The sequence below is a fragment of the Burkholderia sp. Ac-20345 genome, assembly GCF_017104825.1.
In the GTDB taxonomy this organism is placed as follows: Bacteria; Pseudomonadota; Gammaproteobacteria; order Burkholderiales; family Burkholderiaceae; genus Burkholderia; species Burkholderia lata_B.
Genome location: NZ_JAAGPO010000059.1, coordinates 18,601 through 43,181, shown reverse-complemented (window position 1 = coordinate 43,181; position 24,581 = coordinate 18,601). Strand labels below are relative to the sequence as shown.

At 67.1% G+C, this 24,581-nt stretch carries 21 protein-coding genes; 13 read left to right on the top strand and 8 right to left on the bottom strand.

Features of this window, described 5'->3' with window-relative positions; all coding sequences use genetic code 11:
• Window positions 1–10 precede the first annotated feature (10 nt).
• The 4 genes from G3O06_RS21710 (at window position 11) to G3O06_RS21695 (ending at window position 4,550) form a co-directional block, all read left to right on the top strand.
• Complete coding sequence (locus G3O06_RS21710; protein WP_174918382.1) at window positions 11–913, top strand: ABC transporter permease subunit; 903 nt, start codon at window positions 11–13, stop codon at window positions 911–913.
• A 2-nt stretch (window positions 914–915) separates the two neighbouring features.
• On the top strand, window positions 916–1,908 hold the full coding sequence (locus tag G3O06_RS21705) for an ABC transporter ATP-binding protein (RefSeq protein ID WP_174945793.1): 993 nt from the start codon (window positions 916–918) through the stop codon (window positions 1,906–1,908).
• Window positions 1,905–2,924, top strand: coding sequence for an oligopeptide/dipeptide ABC transporter ATP-binding protein (locus G3O06_RS21700; protein ID WP_205817463.1), 1,020 nt, complete (start codon window positions 1,905–1,907; stop codon window positions 2,922–2,924). The genes G3O06_RS21705 and G3O06_RS21700 overlap by 4 nt, the downstream gene beginning before the upstream one ends.
• 165 nt (window positions 2,925–3,089) lie before the next feature.
• Complete coding sequence (locus G3O06_RS21695) at window positions 3,090–4,550, top strand: OprD family porin (protein WP_174918379.1); 1,461 nt, start codon at window positions 3,090–3,092, stop codon at window positions 4,548–4,550.
• A gap of 54 nt (window positions 4,551–4,604) precedes the next feature.
• On the opposite strand, the gene G3O06_RS21690 is transcribed toward G3O06_RS21695, so the two are convergent.
• From G3O06_RS21690 to G3O06_RS21680, 3 genes are all read right to left on the bottom strand, one after another.
• A complete protein-coding gene (locus G3O06_RS21690; protein WP_174971476.1) occupies window positions 4,605–5,600 on the bottom strand; it encodes a DedA family protein/thiosulfate sulfurtransferase GlpE in 996 nt (331 codons plus the stop codon).
• Window positions 5,601–5,760: 160 nt separating this feature from the next.
• Window positions 5,761–6,030, bottom strand: a complete 270-nt coding sequence (locus G3O06_RS21685; protein WP_011353737.1) for a hypothetical protein — start codon at window positions 6,028–6,030, stop codon at window positions 5,761–5,763.
• A 269-nt stretch (window positions 6,031–6,299) separates the two neighbouring features.
• Complete coding sequence (locus tag G3O06_RS21680) at window positions 6,300–8,645, bottom strand: phospholipase C, phosphocholine-specific (protein WP_205817462.1); 2,346 nt, start codon at window positions 8,643–8,645, stop codon at window positions 6,300–6,302.
• A 556-nt stretch (window positions 8,646–9,201) separates the two neighbouring features.
• Between G3O06_RS21680 and G3O06_RS21675 the strand changes: the two genes are divergently transcribed.
• The 3 genes from G3O06_RS21675 to G3O06_RS21665 all read left to right on the top strand — a co-directional run bounded on the left by G3O06_RS21675 (window position 9,202) and on the right by G3O06_RS21665 (window position 12,009).
• Entirely contained in the window at window positions 9,202–9,702 is a 501-nt protein-coding gene (locus G3O06_RS21675; protein WP_205817461.1) for a GNAT family N-acetyltransferase, read from the top strand.
• Between the two features lie 272 nt (window positions 9,703–9,974).
• Window positions 9,975–11,570 carry a thioredoxin family protein gene (locus tag G3O06_RS21670; RefSeq protein WP_205817460.1) on the top strand — a complete coding sequence of 532 codons (1,596 nt, stop codon included), beginning with the start codon at window positions 9,975–9,977 and terminating at the stop codon, window positions 11,568–11,570.
• Window positions 11,571–11,643: 73 nt separating this feature from the next.
• The gene (locus G3O06_RS21665; RefSeq protein WP_205817459.1) at window positions 11,644–12,009 is read left to right on the top strand and encodes a 5-carboxymethyl-2-hydroxymuconate Delta-isomerase; all 366 of its coding nucleotides are present in this window, start codon (window positions 11,644–11,646) and stop codon (window positions 12,007–12,009) included.
• A 77-nt stretch (window positions 12,010–12,086) separates the two neighbouring features.
• Here G3O06_RS21665 and G3O06_RS21660 read toward each other — a convergent pair whose 3' ends face one another.
• Complete coding sequence (locus tag G3O06_RS21660) at window positions 12,087–12,350, bottom strand: DUF4148 domain-containing protein (RefSeq protein WP_174971463.1); 264 nt, start codon at window positions 12,348–12,350, stop codon at window positions 12,087–12,089.
• A 249-nt stretch (window positions 12,351–12,599) separates the two neighbouring features.
• Entirely contained in the window at window positions 12,600–14,003 is a 1,404-nt protein-coding gene (locus tag G3O06_RS21655) for a GntP family permease (RefSeq protein WP_085038086.1), read from the bottom strand.
• A 316-nt stretch (window positions 14,004–14,319) separates the two neighbouring features.
• Between G3O06_RS21655 and G3O06_RS21650 the strand changes: the two genes are divergently transcribed.
• The 5 genes from G3O06_RS21650 to G3O06_RS21630 all read left to right on the top strand — a co-directional run bounded on the left by G3O06_RS21650 (window position 14,320) and on the right by G3O06_RS21630 (window position 20,079).
• Complete coding sequence (locus tag G3O06_RS21650) at window positions 14,320–15,798, top strand: sigma 54-interacting transcriptional regulator (protein ID WP_174971461.1); 1,479 nt, start codon at window positions 14,320–14,322, stop codon at window positions 15,796–15,798.
• A 54-nt stretch (window positions 15,799–15,852) separates the two neighbouring features.
• Window positions 15,853–16,380 carry a BON domain-containing protein gene (locus G3O06_RS21645; RefSeq protein WP_205817458.1) on the top strand — a complete coding sequence of 176 codons (528 nt, stop codon included), beginning with the start codon at window positions 15,853–15,855 and terminating at the stop codon, window positions 16,378–16,380.
• 61 nt (window positions 16,381–16,441) lie between these two features.
• On the top strand, window positions 16,442–16,714 hold the full coding sequence (locus tag G3O06_RS21640) for a hypothetical protein (protein WP_174918370.1): 273 nt from the start codon (window positions 16,442–16,444) through the stop codon (window positions 16,712–16,714).
• Window positions 16,715–16,817: 103 nt separating this feature from the next.
• Window positions 16,818–17,117 (top strand): H-NS histone family protein, encoded by a 300-nt coding sequence (locus tag G3O06_RS21635; RefSeq protein WP_174918369.1) that lies wholly within the window; start codon window positions 16,818–16,820, stop codon window positions 17,115–17,117.
• Between the two features lie 604 nt (window positions 17,118–17,721).
• A complete protein-coding gene (locus G3O06_RS21630; RefSeq protein WP_205817457.1) occupies window positions 17,722–20,079 on the top strand; it encodes a GNAT family N-acetyltransferase in 2,358 nt (785 codons plus the stop codon).
• Between the two features lie 665 nt (window positions 20,080–20,744).
• Here the strand turns inward: G3O06_RS21630 and G3O06_RS21625 are convergent.
• Window positions 20,745–21,296, bottom strand: coding sequence for a hypothetical protein (locus tag G3O06_RS21625; protein WP_174918367.1), 552 nt, complete (start codon window positions 21,294–21,296; stop codon window positions 20,745–20,747).
• Between the two features lie 173 nt (window positions 21,297–21,469).
• A complete protein-coding gene (locus G3O06_RS21620) occupies window positions 21,470–22,291 on the bottom strand; it encodes an IclR family transcriptional regulator (RefSeq protein ID WP_205817456.1) in 822 nt (273 codons plus the stop codon).
• A 667-nt stretch (window positions 22,292–22,958) separates the two neighbouring features.
• On the opposite strand from G3O06_RS21620, the gene G3O06_RS21615 reads away from it, so the two are divergent.
• Complete coding sequence (locus G3O06_RS21615) at window positions 22,959–23,807, top strand: ureidoglycolate lyase (protein ID WP_174918365.1); 849 nt, start codon at window positions 22,959–22,961, stop codon at window positions 23,805–23,807.
• Between the two features lie 116 nt (window positions 23,808–23,923).
• Here G3O06_RS21615 and G3O06_RS21610 read toward each other — a convergent pair whose 3' ends face one another.
• Entirely contained in the window at window positions 23,924–24,307 is a 384-nt protein-coding gene (locus tag G3O06_RS21610; RefSeq protein WP_205817455.1) for a VOC family protein, read from the bottom strand.
• Between the last annotated feature and the right edge of the window lie 274 nt (window positions 24,308–24,581).

Below are 24,581 nucleotides of genomic sequence, written 5' to 3'. Positions count from 1 at the left end.
AGGCACAGCGATGACTCCGACTACTCCTGTCGTCGGCCTGCCCGTGCAGACCGACTCGCCGCCGCGTTCGCGCTCGCCGCTCGCGCTTGCGATGGCGCGCTTCCTTCACAACCGTGCGGCCGTGTTCAGCCTCGTGCTGCTCGTGCTGGTCACGCTCATGTGTTTCGTCGGCCCGTGGCTGCTCGCGGCCGATCCCGCCGCGAGCGACTGGGGCTCGATCAGCCTGCCGCCCACCTGGGCGAACCAGCACTGGTTCGGCACCGACGAACTTGGCCGCGACCTGCTGGTGCGTACGCTGATCGGCGGCCGCGTGTCGATCGAGGTCGGCCTGCTCGGCACGCTCGTGTCGGGCCTGTTCGGCGTCGCGTGGGGTGCGACCGCGGGCTTCGCGGGCGGCCGCGTCGACTCCGTGATGATGCGCATCGTCGACATGATGTACGCGATCCCGTACCTGCTGATCGCGATCCTGATGATGACCCTGTTCGGCCGCTCGTTCATGCTGGTCGTGCTGACCATCAGCGCGTTCTCGTGGATCGACATGGCGCGTGTCGTGCGCGGCCAGACGCTGTCGCTGCGCAGCCGCGAGTTCGTCGATGCGGCACGTGCGATCGGCGTGTCGCCGGCGTCGATCGTGCTGCGCCACATCGTGCCGAACCTGCTGGGCGTGGTCGTCGTGTACGCGACGGTCTCGGTGCCGGGCATCGTGCTGACCGAATCGGTGCTGTCGTTCCTCGGCCTCGGCGTGCAGGAACCGATGACGAGCTGGGGCGTGCTGATCCAGGACGGCGCGCAGAAACTGGAATCGATGCCGTGGCTGCTGCTGGCCCCGGCCGTCATGCTGTGCGTGACGCTTTACTGCGTGAACTTCGTCGGCGATGGCCTGCGTGACGCGCTCGACCCGAAGGATCGCTAACGATGGCCGCACTACTTGAAGTAGACAACCTCGGCGTGCGCTTCACGCGCAAGGACGCGCCGCCGGTCGACGCCGTGAGCGGCGTGTCGTTCTCGCTCGAAGCCGGCAAGACGCTTGGCATCGTCGGCGAATCGGGCTCGGGCAAGAGCCAGACCGTGATGGCGATGCTCGGCCTGCTGGCCGGCAACGGCTCGACGACCGGCGCCGCGCGCTATCGCGGCGACAACCTGCTCGAGATGGATTCGCGTGCGCTGAACAAGGTGCGTGGCGACCGGATCGCGATGATCTTCCAGGATCCGATGACGTCGCTCAATCCGTTCCTGACGATCGAGCGGCAGATGACCGAGACGCTGCAGCTGCATCGCAAGCTGTCGCGCAAGGAAGCCACGAAGCGCGCGATCGAGGCGCTCGAGTCGGTGCGCATTCCCGATGCGGCGCGCCGCATCCGCATGTATCCGCACGAGTTCTCGGGCGGCATGCGCCAGCGCGTGATGATCGCGATGGCGCTGCTGTCCGAGCCGGAAATCCTGATCGCCGACGAGCCGACCACCGCGCTCGACGTGACCGTGCAGGCACAGATCATCGACCTGCTGCGCGAGTTGAACCGCGAGCGCGGCACCGCGATCGTGCTGATCACGCACGACATGGGCGTGGTCGCGGGCCTCGCGGACGACGTGATGGTCATGTATGCGGGCCGCACCGTCGAATACGCGCCGGCCGAATCGATCTTCGCGGCGCCGTCGCATCCGTACACGATCGGCCTGCTCAACGCGCTGCCGCGCCTGACCGACGCGGACGATGCGCCGCTCGTCGCGATTCCCGGCAATCCGCCGATGCCCGGCACCGCGCCGGCCGGCTGCGCGTTCGCGAAGCGCTGCACGTATGCGGAAGAACGCTGCGGCGCGGCGCGCCCCGCGCTCGAAACCTATGGCGCCGTGGGCGCGGTGCGCGCGTGCCACCGGCCCGTGGCCGATCTGACGGGAGGTCTGCGATGAGCGTCGATGAACGCCGCCATGCCGGCGCGATGGACGACACGCTGCTGTCCGTCGATGGTCTGAAAGTGCATTTCCGCGTGCCGCTCGGCGGCTATCCGTGGTCGCCGAAGGGCACGCTGCGCGCCGTCGACGGCGTGTCGTTCGACGTGAAGCGCGGCGAGACCGTCGGGCTCGTCGGCGAATCGGGCTGCGGGAAGTCGACGCTCGCGCGTGCGCTGATCGGTCTCGTGCCGATGACGGCCGGCACGGTGAAATGGCGCGGCGAAGCCGTGGCGCCCGATCACCTGCGCGGCACCACGATGCGCAGCGAAGTGCAGATGATCTTCCAGGATCCGCTCGCGTCGCTCGATCCGCGCATGACGATCGAACAGGTCGTCGCCGAGCCGCTCGTCACGCACCAGGCCGGCCTCGGCCGCGCCGAGGTGCGTCGCCGCGTGGTCACGATGCTCGAACGCGTCGGCCTGAACGCGCATCACCTGCTGCGTTATCCGCACGAATTTTCCGGCGGGCAGTGCCAGCGCGTCGGCATCGCACGCGCACTGATCGGCGAGCCGAAGCTCGTGATCTGCGACGAACCCGTATCGGCGCTCGACGTGTCGATCCAGGCGCAGATCGTGAACCTGCTGCGCGATCTGCAACGCGAACTGTCGTTGTCCTATCTGTTCGTTGCACACGATCTGGCGGTGGTGAAGGCGATCAGCCAGCGTGTGCTCGTGATGTATCTCGGTCGCGTGATGGAGTTCGGCACGCGACATGACGTGTACGGCGTGCCGCAGCACCCGTACACGAAGGCGCTGCTCGACGCGGCGCCGACGCCGGAGCCGGCGCGCGAGCGTGCTCGCCGCCCGATGCTCCTGGCGGGCGAGATGCCCTCGCCGCTCAACCCGCCGTCCGGCTGCGCGTTCCGCACGCGCTGCCCGGTCGCGATCGACGCGTGCGCGCAGGACGTGCCGCTGCCGGAAGTCCGGCAGGGGTCGGCAGCGCGTGTCGCGTGCATCCGCGCGGGTGTGGCGTGAGCTGAAGTGACGCAGCAAACATAACCAAGGCAGGTCAACAGGGGTAGGTGCGGCGCGAACGATCTTCGCGCCGCGGGTACAGGCGCGTCCTTAACCGGGCGTGCCGGGGGGCCGGGCGCGGATCGCAACCGGCGTGGACGATATCAACACAAGACGAGAATGACGATGAAAAAACAGAAGACGATCGGGACGGCATCGAAAATGCTGCTCGCATGGGGGCTGCCGGCACTCGCCGGTGTCTCGCTGACGGGCGTCGCGCACGCCGACGACGCGGCCCCCGCACCGCTGACGGTCGCACAGGCCGCACCGGGCACGACCGTTGCGCAGGCAACGACCCCGAACGCCATTATCAACGCCGAAGCGAACCAGGCCGTCACGCCGCCCGACGAGCCGTCGGCCCAGTCGCAGTCGAAGGGCTTCATTGCCGACAGCCATCTGAACTTCCTGTTCCGCAACTATGCGGACGTGCTCGACGCCAAGGGCGGCCCGCATCGTCACGCGTGGGTCCAGGGCGCGATGGCGAACTTCGAGTCGGGCTATACGACGGGCCTGATCGGTATCGGTTTCGACGCGTCGCTGTATGCGGCGTTGAAGCTCGACGGCGGCCAGGGCGCCGGCAGCATGGTGCACATCGCGAAGGGCGGCGGTGGCGGCAACCAGCTCGCATGGGCCTATCCCGGCATCTACGACGTGAAGGCGCGCATCTCGAACACGGTGGTCAAGTACGGTCTGCAGGCCGTCGACAACCCGTTCATGGAACAGCACGACAACCGTGCGCTGCCGCCGACGTTCCTCGGCGCGACTCTCGTCAGCAATGAATTCAAGAACGTGATGCTCGAGGCCGGCAGCTTCACGAAGACCGACGCGCGCGGTCACACGACGCTCACCAACCTGACGACGCAATACGGCGGCACGCGCATCAATCGCCTGTCGTATGTCGGCGGCACGTGGGATTACTCGCCGAACGGCGAAGTCGCGCTGTACGCGAACCAGGCCGACGACGTGTGGCATCAGTACTACGCGTCGGTGAAGCACAGCATCGGCAGCCCGCAGACGATCAAGTGGACGGGCTTCGGCAACGTCTACTCGACGCACGACACGGGCGATGCGCTGCAAGGCAAGATCAACAACAACGCATACAGCCTGTCGCTGGCCGCGCAGCACGGCCCGCACGAACTGCTGCTCGGCTTCCAGCAGGTGCTCGGCGACCAGTTCTTCGACTACCTGAACGAAACGAACGGCATCTTCCTGACCAACTCGATGGACGTCGACTACAACGCGCCGCACGAAAAGTCGCTGCAGCTGCGTTACACGTTCTACGGCAAGGAAGCGGGCCTGCCGGGCTTCAAGGCGATGGTCTGGGGCGTGACGGGCTGGGGTGCGGACGGCAGCGCGGGCGCGGCGAACGACCCGAGCAAGTCGAGCATCTACTGGAGCAACGGCGCGCCGGTGCAGGGCCGTCACCACGAGTTCGGCTTCATCCCGTCGTACACGTTCCAGAGCGGCAAGCTGAAGGACACGAAGGTCACGTTCATCGCGATGTGGCACGCCGGTTCGGCGCACTACTCGGACGCGACGAACACCGAGTACCGACTGGTCGTGAACCTGCCGCTGCACGCGTTCTGATCGAAGGGGGCGCATGCGCCCCCGCATCGCACGGCCGGCCTTCGATCGAGACGATCAGGCCGGCTTGTGCAGCCCCGCGACCGGATCGTTCGCGGCGGGCATGTCTTCCACCAGCGACGTGAGCTGGCGGCCCGTATCGCGCCATGCGTCGAGGCCGCCGCGCAGCGCGAGCGCATCGGTGAAGCCTGCGTCGAGCAGGCGCTTCGCCATCAGCGCGGCCGTGAACTCGTTCGGGCACGAGCAATACACGACGAACTTCTGCGTGAACGGGTAGCGCGCGACGATGTCGCCGATCTGGCGTTCGTCCGCGAACTGCGCGCCGGGAATCGTGAACGGGTCGAGTTTGCGGTGCTCGGGCGAGCGCACGTCGAGGACCACCGGCGCGGACGTATCGCGCAGCATCGCGTCGAGCTCGTCGACGCCGACCCGTGCGCTCGCGAGCTGGCGGATCAGCGCGCGGCGGCGCATCCAGCGAATCGCCGCATACACCGCCAGCACTGCGACGGCCGCCAGCAGCGCCACGCGGCCGAGCTGGCCCGCACCGGCGAACAGCCAGTCGATCTGGCGATAGAACGTCACCCCGACCACCAGCCCGACGATCGTCCACAGCGCGGCGCCGAGCGCATCGTAGCCGACGAACGTGCGATAGCGCGTGCCGAACGCGCCGGCCATCGGCACCGACACGAGCGACAGCCCCGGAATGAAGCGCGCGACGGCGAGCACGCGCACGCCGTAGCGACCGAAGAAGCGTTCGGTCTTTTTCACGCAGCTGTCACGCGACAGCGACAGCCGGCAGATCGTCTTCAGCGTCGTGCCGCCGAAGCGCCGGCCGGCGAGGTACCAGACGGTGTCGCCGATCAGGGCGCCGAGCACCGACAGCGCGACCACCGTGACCAGTTGCGAGCCGATCATCGCCGGATGCATCGCGGACATCGCGCCGAACAGCACGAGCGTCGGCATCGCGGGCACCGGCAGCCCGATGGCCGCGGCGAGTACGTTGGCGAAGACGAGAAGCGGCCCGTATTGGGCGACGAGGTCACGGAGGAGCATGACGGGCTGGCCGAAAAGGAAACGCGTGCGGAAAGCACACAGATGGGCCGATTATCGGCCTTTTTCAAGACAACGGCGGGAATGACGGAAAGCGCCTGATGGCGGCAGGGGGATGTCGGTGAGCCGGCAATCTGTATGCGGCTCACCGTCCGAATTCAAATCAGGAGGAGGTGCGGGCGAGCGACGCTGCGCCGTGGTTTTCGCCGGGCAGCTCGGCGCCGTGCGAGCGGATCGCCGCGATCAGTTCGGCCGGCGTGATCTCGTAGCGGACTTCGCGGTGGATGCCGGGCTTGCGTTCGTCGATCTCGATCAGCAGCACGCTCTTGCCGTCGCCGGTTGCTTCGAGCCTGAGCGAGCGCAGTTCGCGGCCGTCGGCCGGGTCGTGTTCGGTGAGCAGGGTCATTGCCCCGGATGAGCCGGTAGTGCGCATCGAACCTATCCTCGTATCGTGGATGCCGTAGTGGCGAAGATGTCTTTGTTGAATGCAGCTTGACGCAGTTTAACGCGAACGGGCCGCAATTCGGAGCAATTTCGTGGGGCGAAATGAGGGCTGAAGCAGGGATCCTTCTGATGTTTGAGCCACGCGGGGCGGGCGTTTGCGCCGGATCGGGCGCAAACGCGGCCGGCGCCTGACCGCCGTTCGCGGCCGGGCCGGCTCGGGTGGCGACACGCGGCGCAACGCGGGTCGCCACGGTGGCATCAGAAGCGGTCGGCGAGCCCCATCGCCGGGTCGCTGACCGAGTGGCGGCCGGTTTCGACGCGGCCGGCGACGCGGCGCGAGAAACTCGCGTCGCTGTCCGCGGTGACGATGAAGTCGTACCAGTGGCCGGTCGAGTCGAGCTTCCAGTGCAGCTCGGCCTGGTCGCCGGCGCGCACCGTGACGGTCCACGTGGTACCGGTACCGTGGCCGTGCCCCTGGCTGTTGCCGTCCTCGTTGCCCTGGCCATGGCCGCGATCGTCGTGTGCGCCGCGGCCGGACAGCGGCCCGTAGACCTGGTTCGACTTCACGGTGAAGCGCACCGTGCCGCCGCCGTGGTTGCGCAGCCGCAGGTGGAGGTTGCCGCTCGCGCTCGCATAGCCGACGCGAACTTCCGGATGAGGCGCGCGTGCACCGGCCAGGCGGCTCAGGTCGCCGGTGAAGCGGCGGTGATAGCCGTTCGGGCCCAGCACCCACAGGTCATATTTACCGCCATTGTCGGCGCGCGCGGCCCAGTCGCCGTGCAGCGTCTTGCCCGGTTCGACGACGTAGCGCTGCGGCAGGCGGTCGAGGTGCAGCTTGTCATAGACGTGGAACACGGCGGCGGCGCGGCCCGTGTTCGCGAACGTCAGCGTGACCGTGCCGTTGCCGGCATCGGCGCGCGCGCTGGCATGCAGTTCGTAAGGCAGCGCGCGCGACGGGCGCACGCCGGTGGCCTGCGCGGGCAATGACGGCACGGCCGGCGGCACGATCTTCGGCGCGGCCTGCTGCGCGGCGCTCAGCGCGTCGACCTGGCTTTTCGTCGTATGGCCGGCGAGCGTCGGCAGCGGTTCGTTGTTCGGCGAGCGGAAGTTGAACGCGCTCGTCAGGTCGCCGCACACCGCGCGGCGGTACGCGCTGATCTGCGGCTCCGCGACGCCGAAGCGCTTTTCGAGGAAAAGCAGCGTCGACGTATGGTCGAACACCTGCGAGTTGACCCAGCCGCCACGGCTCCACGGCGACACGACCCACATCGGCACGCGCGGGCCCGGGCCGTACGGACGGCCATCGGCCGCCGGCTGGCTCGACGTGGCCGGCGTGAAGTCGTGGTATTCGGCGGCGACGTCGGCATCCCGTAGCGTATGGCCGCCCGCGAGCGTGCCGTCGGCGTTGCGCGACGGCACGGCCGGCGACGGCATGTGGTCGAAGAAGCCGTCGTTCTCGTCGTAGTTGACCAGCAGCACGGTCTTGCTCCACACCTCCGGGTTCGCCGTCAGCGCATCGAGCACGGCCTGCACGTACCAGCCGCCCTGCGCGGGGCTCGACGGCCCCGGGTGTTCGCTGTACACGGACGGCGGGATGATCCACGACACCTCGGGCAGCGTGCCGTTGCGGATGTCGTCGCGGAACGATTCGAGGAAGCCGTACGGCATCGTGTTGCCGAACCCTTTCGCGAGCGGGCTCAGCGGATCGTCGATCGCCGGATCGTAGAACGCGCCGGCCGCCGTCACGGGCTGCGTGATGTCCGTCGACGCGACGTACGCGGGCCGGCGAGCCGGCGGCATCTGCTCGATCGCCGCGCGCCAGTGGCGGAAGCTCATCATCTCGTTGCAGCCGAAGTTGTCGATCAGGCTCTGGTAGACCTTCCAGTTCACGCCGGCCTGCTGCAGCCGGTCGGCGTAGGTGGTCCAGGTCCAACCCTGGCTCGACGGGCCGATGTCGTTGCCGCCGTTGAACTGGTTGTTCAGCGCGGCGATCTTCACGCGGCTGCCGTCGGCCGGGCTGATGCCGTTCGGGCCGTTGGTGCCGCTCCAGTAGAACAGGCGGTTCGCGATCGTGCCCGTGTGCATCCCGCAGTGGTAGTGGTCGCACAGCGTGAACGCATCGGCGAGCGCGCGCTGGAACGGTACTTCCGCCGCGTCGTAGTAGCCCATCGCCAGTGGCGTCTTCGCGTCGGGCCAGCGGTTCATCCGGCCGTGGTCCCACGCGGCCTGCGCATCGGCCCACGTGTGCGGCGTGCCGCCCGCGCGTTGCGCGTTGCCCTGGCTCGCGTCGAGGTGATACGGCGTGACGGTGGTGGCGGGCGTCGGCTTCGTGTACGTCTGGTAGAACACGTTGCGGCCGTTCGGCGACGGCACCGCGAAGCGGTCTCCGTAACCGCGCACGCCCCTGAACGTGCCGAAGTAGCTGTCGAAAGCGCGGTTCTCCATCATCAGCAGCACGACGTGCTTCACATCCTTGATGGTCCCCGTTTCGTGAAACGCGGGAATCGCGAGCGCGCGGCGGATGCTCGGCGGAAACGCGGACAGCGCGGCGGCGGCGAGGCCGGAAGTGGCGGTCTGCTGGAGGAATTTGCGGCGTGACGTCATGGCGTTCGGGTCCTGTGATGATGGGAGCGTTCGTGACTTCGTCTGGAGGCGCCCGTGCATCGCCCCCCTGGGACGATTCGCGCGGCGTGTGCGTTCGAGTGCATCGGCCGATGCGTGGCGGAGGTGCGCGCATCGCGCGCGGTGCGTGATGTCGCGTGGATGCGATGGCCGTCGCCGCGATCCTGCGCGCCGCGCGCTCGTGATGCGCGGGCCAGGACGTCGGCGCATGCCGGGTTGGGCGGCGCCTAGTCTAGGGAGACGACGTGACGTCGACGTGATGAAGACGTGACATCGCATGTCGCACGCGTGACGTTGCGTGTGCAACGATTGATCGGGAAGCGATGCGTGACGGAAGCGAGTCGGGAATTACCGATTGCCGCTTGTGGGGCCGGTAAGATTTTTCCTGTTCGCGGTGGTGTGATCGCGTGTCGTTGCGGGTGCAACGGCATCGCATGGCGCCCATGTTTCAAATGCGTGAAATCGGCTAAGCTCGATCTGTTGCTGCGCACGTGTGCAGCCCGCGCGACTGGCGCGACTTTTCGGAACCGGCCCACCCATGACCGACATCACGATCCGGCACAGCGAGGCGCACGACGTCGACGCGATCCGGCAGATCGCCGCGCATCCCGCGGTGTACGCGAATACGTTGCAGCATCCGTTTCCGTCGTTCGAGAAATGGCAGAAGCGGCTCGACGGCGTGCGCGAGCACGGCGTGAGCATCGTCGCCGGAATCGACGGCGTGGTGGTCGGCCACCTCGGCCTGCATCCCGAACAGAATCCGCGCCGGCGCCATGCGGCAGGGCTCGGCATGATGGTCGATGCGGCGCGTCACGGGCGCGGTATCGGCGGCCGGTTGCTCGCGGCCGCGATCGATCTCGCGGAAAACTGGCTGAACATCACGCGTCTCGAGCTGACCGTATTCACCGACAACCGCGCGGCGATTGCGCTCTACGAGAAGCACGGCTTCCGGATCGAGGGCGAATCGCCGGGCTATGCATTGCGCGACGGCGTGCATGAGTCCGTGTATCACATGGCACGGATCAAGGCGCGGCAGTGAAGGCTCGGCCGACGCGTATCTGACAGCACGCGCGGCCGCGATGCCGCGCGTCATATTCATTCGAGAATTCGTTCGTTTTCTGCCGGCTGTGCCCGTCGTATCGTTGAAGGATTTGCCGGTCGCCTCGGCCGGCGTGCACTTTTCCGTAACGATCATGCGCGGCGTTGCACATCGGCAGGCTTCATCGTCATCGCTTCATGGCTGTCGCTTCACAGCCATCGCTTCGCGCGCCGCACCTTCCCGCAACCGTCTCTTTCAACGGACCCGCTTCGATGAAAACCGCTCTCCGGAATCTGACTGCCACCTGCCTGCTCGCCGCCGCGGGTGCGGCGCTTGCCGCTGCCACGCCCACGGCCGCCCCGGTGGCGAGCGCGTCGCCTGACGGCGCGCATCTGCCGCCCGGCATCGCATGGCAGCACGGCGACGTCGACGCCGCCTTCGCGTTGGCGAAGCGCACCGGCAAGCCGCTGCTGCTCTACTGGGGCGCGGTGTGGTGCCCGTCGTGCAACCAGGTGAAGTCGACGATCTTCAGCCAGCAGGCATTCAAAGCCCGTTCGTCGTTCTTCGTGCCCGTGTATCTCGACGGCGATACCGAAAGCGCGCAGAAGCTCGGCGAGCGTTTCAAGGTGCACGGCTATCCGACGATGATCCTGTTCCGTCCCGACGGCACCGAAGTGACGCGGCTACCGGGCGAAGCCGATCTCGATCGCTACATGCAGGCGCTGTCGCTCGGGATGACGGCCGCGCATCCGGTGCGGCAGACGCTCGCGACCGCGCTGAAGAACGGCGCGTCGCTGACGCCGGACGAATGGCGCCTGCTGGCCGATTATTCGTGGGATACCGATGGCGCGCTGCCGGTGGCGGCCGATCGCGTCGCCGAGACGCTGCAGTCGCTCGCGCAACGCGCGCGGGCGGCCGGAGCGAAGGCCGAATCGGCGCGCTTCGCGCTGAAGTCGGCCGTGGTCGCCGCGTCCGGTGATCCGGCACAGGCCGGCGCGCTCGACAAGGCGGCGCTTGCCGATTCGCTGCGCGCGGTGCTGCAGGACCCTGCATTGTCGCGGGCCGATTCGGATGTGCTCGTCGCGGCGCCCGCGCGCGTGGTCACGTATCTCGGCAGCGACGACGCGCAGCGCGCGAAATTGCGAGGCGCATATGACGCAGCGCTTGCGCGCCTGTCGACTGACACCACGCTGTCGTCGATCGACCGGCTGATGGCGCTGCACGGCCGCGTGCTGCTCGCGCGCGGCGATGCACGCAAGGGCGCACCGCTTGCCGCGCCAGCGCTGGCCGACACGGCGCGCAAGCAGATCGCCGCGTCCGTGCAGGGCGCCGCAAATGCATACGAGCGGCAGGCGCTCGTCAGCGAAGGCGCGGACACGCTGACCGACGCGGGGCTGTACGACGAGTCGGATGCGTTGCTGAAGGCCGAGTTGCCGCGTTCGTCCACGCCGTACTACTTCATGTCCGGACTGGCCGCGAATGCGAAGGCGCGCGGCGACAAGGCCGCGGCGCTCGACTGGTACCGCAAGGCATATGACGCGGCGAGCGGGCCGGCGACGAAGCTGCGCTGGGGCGCGACCTACTTTGCGAATGCGGTCGAACTGGCGCCGGACGATTCGGCGCGCATCGAAGGGATTGCCGCGAGCGTGCTCGCGCAGGCCGACAAGACGCGCGACGCGTTCTACGGCGCGAACCTGCGCGCGTTGACCAAGGTCGTCACGCAGTTGAACCGCTGGCGCGGTGGCGGCGCGCACGATGCATCGGTCAGGTCGATCGCGAAGCAGTTCGACGGCATCTGTGGGAAACTGCCCGCCGGCGATCCGCAGGCAAATGCCTGCGCGCGCCTGATCCAGCCGGTCAAGGCATAGATCCGGTGGCACTGCGTGGGCTTTCGGGATGCCGTCCGGCGCTGTTCCCGATACCCACGAGGCCACCGACTCCATGCCCCACCTGACGCTCGAATATTCCGCGAACCTCGACGGGTTCGACGCCGGCGCGACCCTGCGCGCGCTCAATGCCGCGCTTGCCGCGTCCGGCCATTTCGACGAACTCGACATCAAGGGCCGCGCGCTGCGGCTCGACACATTCGCGGTCGGCACGTCGCCGGCGCCGCGCGCGTTCGTCCACGCGAAGCTCGCGGTGCTGAGCGGCCGGACGACTGACGTCAAGCGCGAATTTTCGGAGCAGGTGCTGGCGGAACTGAAGCGGCACGTCGTCGCGCCGCCCGGCACGCACCTGCAGCTGTGCGCGGAAATACTGGAGCTGGAGCGCGAGTCCTACACGAAAGCGAGCATCGAGCCGCGCTGACCGGGCAGGGCGGTGCGTGCTGCGCGGGCCGGGAACGTGGCGCTGACGCGAGCGCCGCCCACGGGTTCGAAACCGGACTATTGGCCCGTGGAGTACGTGCCGCGATTGCCGTAGCCGGCGCCCGTGGCACGCGGCGCGCCCTGCTGCCGGGCGATCTTCGCCTCGGCGGCCTGAATGCTGGCCGGGTAGAACCAGTCGCTCGGCTGGAAGCCGGCCTTTCTCAATGCAACCACTTCAGAATGAACTTCGGCGCGCGTGAGCGGCTGGTTGGCTTGCGCGTGCGCGGCGAGGGGCGCGGCGAATGCGGCAGCCAGGGCGATGGTGCGGATCAGCGGGTTCATAAGCGGAGACCTCCAGGTTTTCGACGGTGCCGATCGCATACGGCAACCGTCGAAACCAGTGTAGGCCTCGCCTGCGTCGCGAAAAATGCCGCTACGCCCAACGTAGTGTTCTGCTGCAGACAACAATGAGTGAGCCGGCGAGAGCGCCTGGACGGCGTTCGGCAAAAGGGGGGGAGGAGCGGAGGAGAAGCCGGCCGCATCGACGCGGCCGGCGGGCGGCGGCCCGGAGACGGGCCGCTGCGGAGGGTGTTACACGAGCCCCGTCGTGTAGTACACGGCGATCACGAAGAACACCGCGAGCGTCTTGATGATCGTGACCGCGAAGATGTCGCGATACGACTGGCGGTGCGTGAGGCCCGTGACCGCGAGCAGCGTGATCACCGCGCCGTTGTGCGGCAGCGTGTCCATGCCGCCGCTCGCCATCGCGACGACCCGGTGCAGCACGTCCATCGGGATGTTCGCGGCCTGCGCGCCCTTGATGAACAGGTCGGACATCGCGGCGAGCGCGATGCTCATGCCGCCCGACGCCGAGCCCGTGATGCCGGCGAGCGAGCTGACCGACACGGCCGCGTTGACGAGCGGGTTCGGAATGCTCTTCAGCGCATCGCCGACGACGAGGAAGCCCGGCAGTGCGGCGATCACGCCGCCGAAGCCGTATTCGGACGCCGTGTTCATCGCGGCGAGCAGCGCGCCGCCCACCGCCGCCTTCGACCCGGCCGCGAAGTGTTCGCTGACACGCTTGAACGCGGTGGCGACGACGAGCAGGATGCCGAGCAGCAGCGCGGCCTCCACCGACCAGATCGCGACGACGGTCTTGATCGACGTCGTCACCGGCGTATGCACGCCCGGCAGCACGTCGGGCGCGACCGTGTACGACGCAGCGCCGTACCACGTCGGGATCAGCTTGGTGAGCGCGAAGTTCGACACACCGACGAGGATCAGCGGCAGGATCGCGAGGAACGGGCTCGGCAGAGATTCGGCCGCGACGCGCTCCGGTTCGTTGACGAGCGACGTGCCGTAGCCTTCGCCCTTCGCCATCGCCGAACGGCGGCGCCATTCGAGATACGAGAGGCCGACGACGATGATGAACAGCGAGCCGATCGTGCCGAGCGCCGGGGCGGCCCAGGCGGTCGTCTTGAAGAACGTGGTCGGGATGATGTTCTGGATCTGCGGCGTGCCGGGCAGCGAATCCATCGTGAACGAGAACGCACCGAGCGCGATCGCGCCGGGCATCAGCCGCTTCGGAATGTTGCTCTGGCGGTACAGCTCGGCCGCGAACGGATAGACCGCGAACACCACGACGAACAGCGACACGCCGCCATAGGTGAGCAGCGCGCACACCGCGACGATCACCGCATTCGCGCGCGAGCGGCCGATGTAGCGGATCGCCGCATGGACGATCGACTCGGAGAACCCGGAGAGTTCGATCACCTTGCCGAACACGGCGCCGAGCATGAACACCGGGAAATACAGTTTGACGAAGCCGACCATCTTCTCCATGAAGATGCCGGAGAAGACCGGAGCGACGGCCGCTGGCTCGGTCATCAGGACCGCGCCGAGCGCGGCGATCGGCGCGAACAGGATCACGCTGTAGCCGCGGTACGCGGCGAACATCAGGAACGCCAGCGCGGCGAGGACGATCACGAAAGACAAGGGAGTCTCCTAATGGCTTTGGTTGTTGTTCGATCGCGCGATGCGCCGCGGACCGGCTCAGGTTCGTGCAGGTTTCGTGCCATCGGCCGGATTGCGCCGCCGGACGCGGGTCCGCCGGAGACTGGCGGGCCCGCGCCGGTCGTTGTCTGAGGATTCTACATAAAACGTCTCCATCCGGAGACGAAATGGCCGTCCGGCCAGCCCGTTGAATCGGGCAGGGCTTTCCCGGACAACGCATTGCGGCGTGTCTCCATAGTGAGATAATCCGTCCCGTTCCGGAGACAACCGGCCAAAAATACACGGAGACGACGACACGATGATGAACGACTGGGCCCGCCTGCCCGTCAACTACGGCGACGTGCTGCGGCGCGCCGCCGAGTCGCTGTTCCGGACCTTCGAGGATTCGAGCGCGGGCACGGTGGTCGTCGATCGCGATGCGCGCGTCGTGTGGATGAACGAGCGGTACGCGGCGCGCTTCGGGTTCGCCGATCCGCAGCAGGCCGTCGGCCTCGACTGCGAGGCCGTGATCCCGAACAGCCTGATGCGCGAGGTCGTGTCGACCGGGCAGCCGATCCTGCTCGACATCATGGAGACGGGCCGCGAGCCGCTCGTCGTCACGCGCCTGCCGCTGAAGAACGAGGCCGGCGAGACGGTCGGCGCGATCGGCTTCGCGCTGTTCGACCAGTTGAAGACGCTCACGCCGATCTTTTCCCGCTACGCACAGCTTCAGCAGCAGCTGATTGCAACGCAGCGTTCGCTCGCGCAGGCGCGCCGCGCGAAATACACGTTCGCGAGCTTCGTCGGCACGAGCGCCGCGAGCCTCGAAACCAAGCGCCAGGCGCGCCGCGCCGCGCAGGTCGATTCGCCGGTGTTGCTGCTCGGCGAGACGGGCACCGGCAAGGAACTGCTCGCGCATGCGATCCACGCGGCGTCGGCGCGTGCACTCCAGCCGCTCGTGACCGTCAACGTCGCCGCGATTCCCGACACGCTGCTCGAAACCGAATTCTTCGGCGCGGCGCCCGGTGCGTACACGGGCGCCGACCGCAAGGGGCGCGTCGGCAAGTTCGAGCTGGCCGATCGCGGCACGCTGTTTCTCGACGAGATCGGCGACATGCCGCTGCCGCTGCAGGGCAAGCTGCTGCGCGTGCTGCAGGACAAGGAATTCGAGCCGGTCGGCTCGAACCGCATCGTGCGCGCGGACGTCCGGATCATCGCGGCGACCAGCGCCGACCTGCCCGCGCTGGTCGCGGCCGGGCGTTTTCGCGCGGATCTCTATTACCGGCTGAACGTGCTGACGATCCACGCGCCACCGCTGCGCGAACGTGCGTCCGACATCGCGGCGCTCGTCTACGCAACGCTCGAGGAACTGGCCGCGCAGCACGGGCGCGCCGCCCATTGCGAGCTGACCGACGATGCGCTGCGGATGCTGTGTGCGTATCCGTGGCCGGGCAACGTGCGCGAGTTGCGCAATACGCTCGAACGCGCGCTGATGCTGTCGGACCGGTCGGTGATCGATGCGCGTGCGCTCGCGCCGTTCCTCGGGCCGGTGCGCGTATCGACGGACGGTGCAGCGCCGGCGCAGCCGGTTGCCGCGCAGCCGGTCGAGCGGCGTGCGGGCGAAGGGCCTGCTGCGCCGGCCGCTTCGTATGCCGATGCATTGGCGGCGTGGGAGCGCCAGTTCCTGACCGATGCGCTGGCGGCCTGTGACGGGAAGGTGGTGGAAGCGGCCGCGCGCATCGGGATCGGCCGCGCGACGCTGTACAAGAAGCTGGCGGCGCTGGGCATCGACCGGTAGGCCGATCGGCCAGGCCGACGCGCTCGGACGTGACGCATCGAACAGGAGATCACGATGAAACGGATCGGCATCGCAGGGTGGCTGGCCCTGTTGCTGGCGACCTCCGCGCTCGCGCAGCCCGGCGACGCCGACGCACCCGAGGCGCGGCGCAACTGGTACAACGATCCGTTCATCGCGCTGTCGCGGGACGTGGCCGAATGCCCGTTGCCGCTCGGCCCATGGATGACACGGGCCGAGATGACGGACGACGCGCATTACCGCGCCGAACGCGGCACCACCTGCTGGCTCGCGCACCGCTGCACGAAGCCGAACTCTTATATGTATGACGCACCGATCGCCGATGTCGTGAAGGCGCACTTCGCCGGCTCCGACCGGCTGCATGGCACGAGCCTGTGGATCACCGTGCAGCGACGTTTCATTTACGTCGAAGGATGTGCCGATACGGCGTTCGATCGGCAGGCGTTGCAACGCGAACTCGAGGCGCTTCCGGACGTCGAGCAGGTGTTCGTTCGCATCACCGACGATCCGCGCAAGAGCTTGCCGTACAAGGCGCGCGGGCAACCGGGCCGCACGCCGAACTGACGGCGGAACGGCCGCGCATGGCATACTCGCGACATTCAAAAAAAGGTTGACGGGAACAACAATGAAACACATGCTTGCGTCGGTCTGTCGGTGGCCTCGGGCGGCCGTGGTGTTGGCTCTGGTTGCGGGGCTCGGCGGGTGTGGCGGCAGCGCGCCGCTGTTCACTTCGGACGGGCGTCCGACCACACAGGTGCAATGCACCGGCCGCGACTGGAGCAATTGCACGGACAATGCCCGGGCGATCTGCAACGGGGATTTCGAAGTGCTTCAGCAATCGAGCGATGACACCACGCGAAATCTTCTCTTCGCATGCAAGAAGAAGAGCGGTTATTGATCCCGAGATAACCGGCTGGGGAGACCCCGATCGGGCGAAGTGTTTTTCTGTTGGCTGAGAGTCATCTATTTTTCACGAATAACACTCACGGAGTCCCATCCATATGGCGACCTACAGGCAACTGACCGCGCAGCTCGAACGGCTTCAGCAAAAGATCGACAAGGAACGCGAAAAGGCGATTGCCGATGCGATTGCCGATATCCGCGCGAAAATCGAGGAATACGACATTACGCCGGAAGAGCTCGGGTTTCGCCCGGTAGGAGCGGCGGCTGCCACGGCGAAGCCGAAGCGTACGTCGCCGCCGAAATACCTGAACCCGAAGACGGGCGAAACGTGGAGTGGCCGCGGGCGATCGCCGACGTGGCTCGGCAAGAATCGCGAGCGTTTCCTGATCAAGGACTGACTCCCGAAAAACCTCACCTTTCGCGTGTTGACTGACGGTGCGAACGGCCATGCGGCCGTCGCACCGTTTTGTTTTTGTGGATTCCCGGTGCGATTCCCCACGGCGTATTGAACTGCGAAGCCGCGTAATTAACGGATCCTGTTTTGCGAATTCGCCGCGATTCGACGGTATATCGCGGTGAATTCCGGTAAACAGCACTGCAATTGCGCAGCGCATGTGCATTGGCCTGCGCCATTCTCGCGGTGCAAGCGTGCCGCGAATTCGGATCACCTTTCGCGCGTTTGCGCGTGGCGCCGTGCAATTCCCGAAGATCCTCACCATGGCTCCTGTAAATCCTCACCTTTGACGAAGCGGACGCAGCGTCGCGCAGCATGCGCGCACCGCGTGCGCCGAGCGAATGTGTACGGCCGGCGCGCGGCGATGGCTTCCGTGCTCGTGTTACAGGCCTATGGTGCGAGCGTTGACGCGTGTCGAATAGTCGGCCGTTCGGCATATAGGCAGCCGCATGCGCTTCGCCTATGCTTGGGGTTCGCGTCGATCGGTGCACGGCACGGTGCGTGCCGCATGCCGATCGGGTCGTCTTTCGTTACCGCAGGGAGCCGATGTGACCGTTCGCCATCTCGATGCGTTGTTCCAGCCCAAGTCCGTTGCGGTCGTCGGCGCGTCGTCGCGCGCGGGCAGTATCGGCGCGATGGTGTGGTCGCGCGTGCTCGACGGTGCATTCCAGGGGCCCGTGTGGCCCGTCAATCCGAAGTATCGTGACCTGCACGGGCATGCGGTCGTTTCCGATGTCGACCGGTTGCCGGCGGCGCCGTCGGTTGCCGTGATCTGCACGCCGCCCGCGACCTGGGCCGGCATCGTTCGAAAGCTCGGCGAGCTCGGCACGCGCGTCGCGGTGATCGTCGGTGAGGCGCGCACGGACGCCGATCGCGCCGCGCTCGATCGCACGCTGAAGGCGGCGAAGCCGTTCGTGCTCCGTGTCGTCGGGCCCGGCAGCCTGGGCGTGCTGTCGCCTGCACGGCATGCGCATTTCGGCGCGCCGGCCTATACGGCGCGATCGGGCGGCGTCGCGTGGGTGTCGCAATCGAATGCGCTGACGAACGCGGTGCTCGGCTGGGCCGATGCACGGGGCCTCGGCTTTTCGCATGTCGTCGCGCTCGGCGGCGAGTCCGACGTCGATGCGGGCGACGTGCTCGACTATCTCGCGAGCGATCCCGGCACGCGCGCGATCCTGCTCGAACTCGATACCGTGCGTGCCGCGCGCAAGTTCATGTCGGCCGCGCGCGCGGCCGCACGCAACAAGCCGGTGCTCGCCTTGCGCACCGGCCGCGCCGATCCCGGCGACGCGCTCTATACGGCGGCGTTCCAGCGCGCGGGGATCGTGCGTGTCGATGCGCTCGACGATCTGCTCGACGAGATCGAGACGCTCGGCGTCGGCCGCGTCACGGCGCGCGGCGCGGCCACGCTCGTGACGAGCGATGCGGGCGTCGCGAAGCTTGCAGTCGATGCAGTGGCCGAGGTGCGCGACGTGCTGGCCGACTGGTCGCCCGCGGCCACGTCGGCCGTGTCGGCCGCGCTGCCGCATCTCGCGGCGCCCGGCAATCCGCTGACGCTGGGCGACGATGCGCGCCCCGAACACTTTGCCGCGGCGGTCAAGGCGCTCGCGCCGTTCCCGCAAACGGGCACGCTGTTCGTCGTCCATTCGACTTCCCACAGCGCGCCGGCCGATGCGGTTGCGCACACGCTGATCGAATCACGGCAGTACGCGCATCGCGGCATCCTCGCGTGTTTCTTCGGCGCGGTCGACTCGGCGACGCGCGATGCACTGCACGCGAACGGCATTCCCGTACACACCACGCCGCAGCGGCTTGCACGTGCGTATGCGCGTCTCGTCGACTACAACCTCGGGCGGCAACTGCTGATGCAAACGCCCGAGGGCACACCGCCGCAGCCGGCTGAGTGCGTTGCATCCGCGCAGGCCGACGCGCGCCGGATGGTCGAAGCCGGCCAGCATGAACTGACCGGCGAAGCGGCGTTGCACTGGCTGTCGCATTTCGGCCTGCACGGTGAACCGGCCGTCGAGCCGGCCGGGAAGAAAGTTGTCGATTTCACCGTCGACATGTACGACGATTCGAACTTCGGCCCGGTGTTTCGCTATGCCGTGCCGCCCGCGGACGGCGTCTCAGCACCGTTCGTCGTCTATGGCCTGCCGCCGCTGAACAGCGTGCTCGCCCGCGCGGTGATGGAACGTTCACCGTATGCGCGCAGCACGCCCATCGAGCCGACGCTTGACGCGTTGACGGCGCTGTCGCAGGTCGTCTGCGACGTGCGGGAAGTCGTTGGGATGTCGGTCACGCTGCGCGTGCTGCCCGACCGCGCGCAGGTGATCGCGCCGCGCATCACGCTGGCTGCGGGGCGCAGCCGGCTCGCGATCATGCCGTATCCGCGCCACCTCGAGCAGACGCTCGAGTGGCGCGGCGAGACGGTGACGATCCGCCCGATCCGTCCGGAAGACGAGGCCGCGCACAACGAGCTGCTCGGCGCGATGACACCGGACGATCTGCGGATGCGTTTCTTCGGCGCGGTGCGCAGCTTTGATCATTCGCAGGTCGCGCGCATGACGCAGATCGATTACGACCGTGAGATGGCTTTCATCGTGTCGTTCACCGATGTGTCCGGGCGCGACCACACGCTCGCAGTGGCACGCGCGGTTGCGGATCCCGACAACGAGACGGCGGAGTTCGCGATCGCGGTACGACCTGATCAGAAGGGCAAGGGGCTTGGCCGGCTGATGATGAACCGGATCATCGACTATGCGCGCTCGCGCGGAACCGCATGGATGATCGGCGAGGCGCTGCGCGAGAACTCGGCGATGATCTCGCTTGCGAAGTCGTGCGGTTTTGCTGTGTCGACGACGGAGGAGCCCGGCGTCGTGGGCTTCAGGATGAAGCTGCAGCCGTAACGTCTGCCGGCGGCACGATGCGCGGTGACGTCGCATGCAGTCGATGTCTCCGGCCTGCCGGCACGTCGCGGATGTTTCCAGTCAGGAATGCAGAGCATTCGAACCTGTCTCGCGAGCGAAGCAACCGTGAACGTCGCGGCGCCTGTTCGCAACGGCAATATCGCCGCACAAACGGCACCGGTGAGGCAGCGCGAGACGCGTGCCGCTCGTCGCGATGCCCGTCCCGCGCCGCTGTTTCAGGCAAGGTGTCCGCACGCATTTACCGCTGCATCCCACCCTCGAAAATTCAAACTTGCTCAAAAGGTGAGATTTTTCGGGAGCCGCTGGTGAGCTTCTCCGGGATGGAAGGGGTGAGCCGATACGGGAGCGCTCGGTGAGCCTTCCCGGGAGTGGCCGGTGAGCACCTTCGGGAGGCGCCGGTGAGCCTTTCCGGGGCGCATCGGTGAGGGGCTGCGGGAAGTATCGGTGAGGACATCCGGGAGGCTTCGGTGAGGGTCTCCGGGAGCCTTGGTGAGCTTTTTCGGGAGATGTAGGTGAGCGCTTGCGGGACGCCAAGGTGAGACTTTTCGGGAGCGTCCGGACGTACGGCTCCCGCAAGCGCAACACCGGCCAAGGCTGGCGTTGCGCAGGGGGCGGGCACGCACGAACCGTGCCCACGGCTACCTTCAGGCAGCGAGTTTCAACGCCGCGTCGTTCACCTGGTCGCGCGAAATCGCGAGTTCCTCGAGGTGCGGATCGGCATAAACGGCGCCGGTTTCACGCTCGAGGCGGGCGATCGTCAGTGCACAGCGTGCAGCGTCCTTCGGCATCGCGATGAAGCGCTTGACCGATTCGCCTGACGTGAACGCTTCGAACAGCGCGCCGCGAACGTCGTCCGGAAGCGTCTTGGTCCACTGGTACGGCTTGCCGTTGAACGTGATCGACGGCGGCAGCGTGCGTTCCTTCTTGGTCGCCGTGATGAGCCCATAGGTGCGGGCCGCGTCGCCGATCTGCTCGGGCGAGAAGAGCTCGTCGGGCGTGATGTCGAACTGCTCGATGTAGTTCTCGATCGCCTGCATTGCGGCGGTACGATCGTCGCGCTTCTTCTGCGCGCGCGCGACGATATCGCGCAGCTCGTCCGCCTCTTCGGGCGTGATCGTGAAGCTTGCCTGCTTCTGCTGAAGTTCGGAGAAACGCTGGAATTCTTGATCGTTCAGAAGTTTGGCCATGACATCCATCGGGCACGACGGCCGCGACAACCGGCCGCCGTAGTTTTTGAGAGGGCCGCTATTTTAGCGTAGCGCCGTGAGCGCACGATATGGCACCGTGCGTCGCGCCGCGCACAGGTGTTGCGCGCGACCGGGATCGACGCAATGGCGCCGTACCCGGTGCGCTCCGCCGAGCCTGCGCGTCAGCAGGCTTCGTCGCGGCACATCGACAGCTGGGCGGCCGTGTCGCGCAACCCTTCGACGACCGCGTCGACGGACGGCGCCATGTGCGCATCGATCCGCCGCATGTACGGGCACGTCAGCACCGCGATCGCATGGCCTGACGGCCCGAGGATCGGCGCGGTCAGGTCGGTCACGCCGTACGCCTGGCGGCTGTCCTGGCGCAGGTAACCGTCCTGCCGGATGGACTGGCACGCATACGCGAGTTCCTGCTCGTTCAGTGGCGCTTCGCCCTTGACCTTGCGGTGCTCGACGAGCATGTGCGAGCGCTGCTCGGCGCCCTGGAACGCCAGCATCACGCGCCCCGATGCGGTATCGGCGAGCCCGACGCGCGAGCCGAGCCGGACCGACACGCCCCACGCGCCGGGCCCGTCGACCTGCGCGATCACGAGCAGGTTGCCGCGATCGTAGACGGACAGGTGGCACGATTGCTCGGAGGAATCGGCGAAACGCTGCATCGGCGGCAAGGCCTCGGCGATCAGCCGGCTCATCGGTGGATGCCGGTGCGCGAGCGAGAACAACTTGAGGCTGAGCGTGTAACGGTCGCCGCCGGTCGAGCGCATAACGTAGCGGCGCGCGACGAGGCGTTCGAGCATCCGGTAGATCTCGCTCGCGTTGCGGCCGAGTTCCTTCGTGATTTCGGTGCGGGTGAGGCCTTCTTTCTGCTCCGACAGGAGTTCGAGAATGTCGAGACCCTTGTCGAGCGCGGGTGCGCGATAGCGGTCGATTGCGCCCATCGATTCCCGTGCGTCGCAGCCGGGAAGCAGGTCGTTGGTTGTTTGCATTGTCGGTGTGAAGTTGGGGGGAATTACTTTCGATCGATTGGCGACGCACGCTGACCAATTCTGCAACTTGCTTGTGTCGAGCCCGCGTGTGGCGACGAACGCCAACCGTTTGAGCTTAACAACAAACATTTAGTGTGCAATGCAGCGTCTTTTTACCGATCGTTACCGAATAAGAACGGATCGATTCCCTTTTGGGATGACAGGGAAGCCCCGAATACCCGGTATTCATGACAGGTGGCACCGGTTCAAGGTTTTCGAAAGGAAATCGGGCGGCGGCGCTGCCCCTGATGCTGCGCCGCAGCGTCCGCAGTTGTACCAATAGTCGGTATCCGTCGCGCGTCATTTCACGGCGCGCGGCCGATGGTACAAAGGCTGGCGGGCCAGCGACGGTGCGGCCGCGCGTGAAGCCGGCCGGTACGGGCCGGACCATGTCGCGGGTGCCGGGCCGTCGTCGCCGATGCGCAGACCGGCGGCCGCCCGTTCGATGTGCGCCGTACTTCCGTGCGGTGCCACGATCGCTGCGCCCGCGCGACCCTCGCGCGTCGAACGGCATGCCGGATTAGGCGCCGACGCGCGCAATCGACGATCGACAATCAGTTCGGCGCGCGGCCGCGGAGGGCCGCGTCGGCCGGTATCCTGTCCCATTCGACTACAGAGGTTGAGCACGATGAAACTGCTTCGCTATGGCCCGTCCGGCCAGGAAAAGCCCGGTATTCTCGACGCGGACGGCCGGATTCGCGACCTGTCCGCACATGTGCCGGATCTGTCCGGCGACGTGCTGTCCGACGCGGGTCTCGCGCGGCTGCGCGCGATCGATCCGGCCACGCTGCCGCTGGTATCAGGCGAGCCGCGCATCGGCGCGTGCGTCGGGCATGTCGGCAAGTTCATCGGCATCGGCCTGAACTACGCCGATCACGCGGCCGAAGCCGGCATGCCGGTGCCGAAGGAGCCGGTCGTGTTCGGCAAGTGGACGAGTTCGATCTGCGGCCCGAACGACGGCATCGACATCCCGAAGGGCTCGGTCAAGACCGACTGGGAAGTCGAGCTGGGCGTCGTGATCGGCGCGACCTGCAAGGACGTCGACGAAGCGCGCGCGCTCGATTATGTCGCGGGCTATTGCGTCGTCAACGACGTGTCCGAGCGCGAATGGCAGATCGAGCGCGGCGGCCAGTGGGACAAGGGCAAGGGCTTCGACACGTTCGGCCCGATCGGTCCGTGGCTCGTCACGCGCGACGAGGTGCCCGATCCGCAGCGTCTCGACCTGTGGCTCGAAATCGACGGCCACCGCTATCAGAACGGCAACACGCGCACGATGGTGTTCACCGTCGCGCAGCTGATCGCCTATCTGTCGAGCTGCATGACGCTGCAGCCGGGCGACGTGATCACGACCGGCACGCCGCCGGGCGTCGGCATGGGCATCAAGCCGTCGCCGGTGTTCCTGAAGGCCGGCCAGACCGTACGCCTCGGTGTCGAAGGGCTCGGCGAGCAACTGCAGCGCACGCGCGACGCGCGATAACCGCTCACCCGGCGATCCCGTCGAACGGCCGCCGGATACTGATTAGTGGTTCAAAGACAAGGGCCCGATTCCGCATTGCGCGGAATCGGGCCCTTGGCATTGGTACGCCGGCTCGATTACACGATGTTGTCGAGTTCGCAATGCGCTTCCAGCCGATACCCGTCGGGATCGACGACGAACGCCGCGTAGTAGCCGGGGCCGTAGTGTTCGCGCTTGCCGGGCCCGCCGTTGTCCTGGCCGCCGTGCTCGAGTGCGGCACGGTAGAACGCGTCGACTTCGACCGGTGAAGCGGCCTTGAACGACAGGTGCATCCCCGAGTCGGGATCGGCGACGACGGGGCGAGTCGCATGCTGCAACCACAGCTCCGGCTCGGTCGAGCCGTACCCGATGGAGCCGTCGTCGCTATACAGCCGTTTGTAGCCGAGCGCGCCGAGGGCGTTGTCGTAGAACGCCCGGCTGCGGCCGATGTGGGCAACGCCGAACGAAAGGTGATCGATCATGTGTGGCTCCTTGGACTGAAGAGGGACGTCAGTGCGGCAAACCTGCTTATAACCACCATGCCAGCCGCTTGTAGCGGAGTGCGCCGAGTGTGCTGTCGTAGAACGCGCGGCCGCTGTTGTTGTGGATAACGCGGGACAAAAGGCGATCGATCATCTGTGGCTCCTTGAACTGAGGCGGGTGTCAGTGCAGCAAACCTTTTTATAACTACCATGCTGGTTATGTTAGAAAGCGCCCGGATGCTTGTCAACCGGCATGATGGTTAGATACGATCCG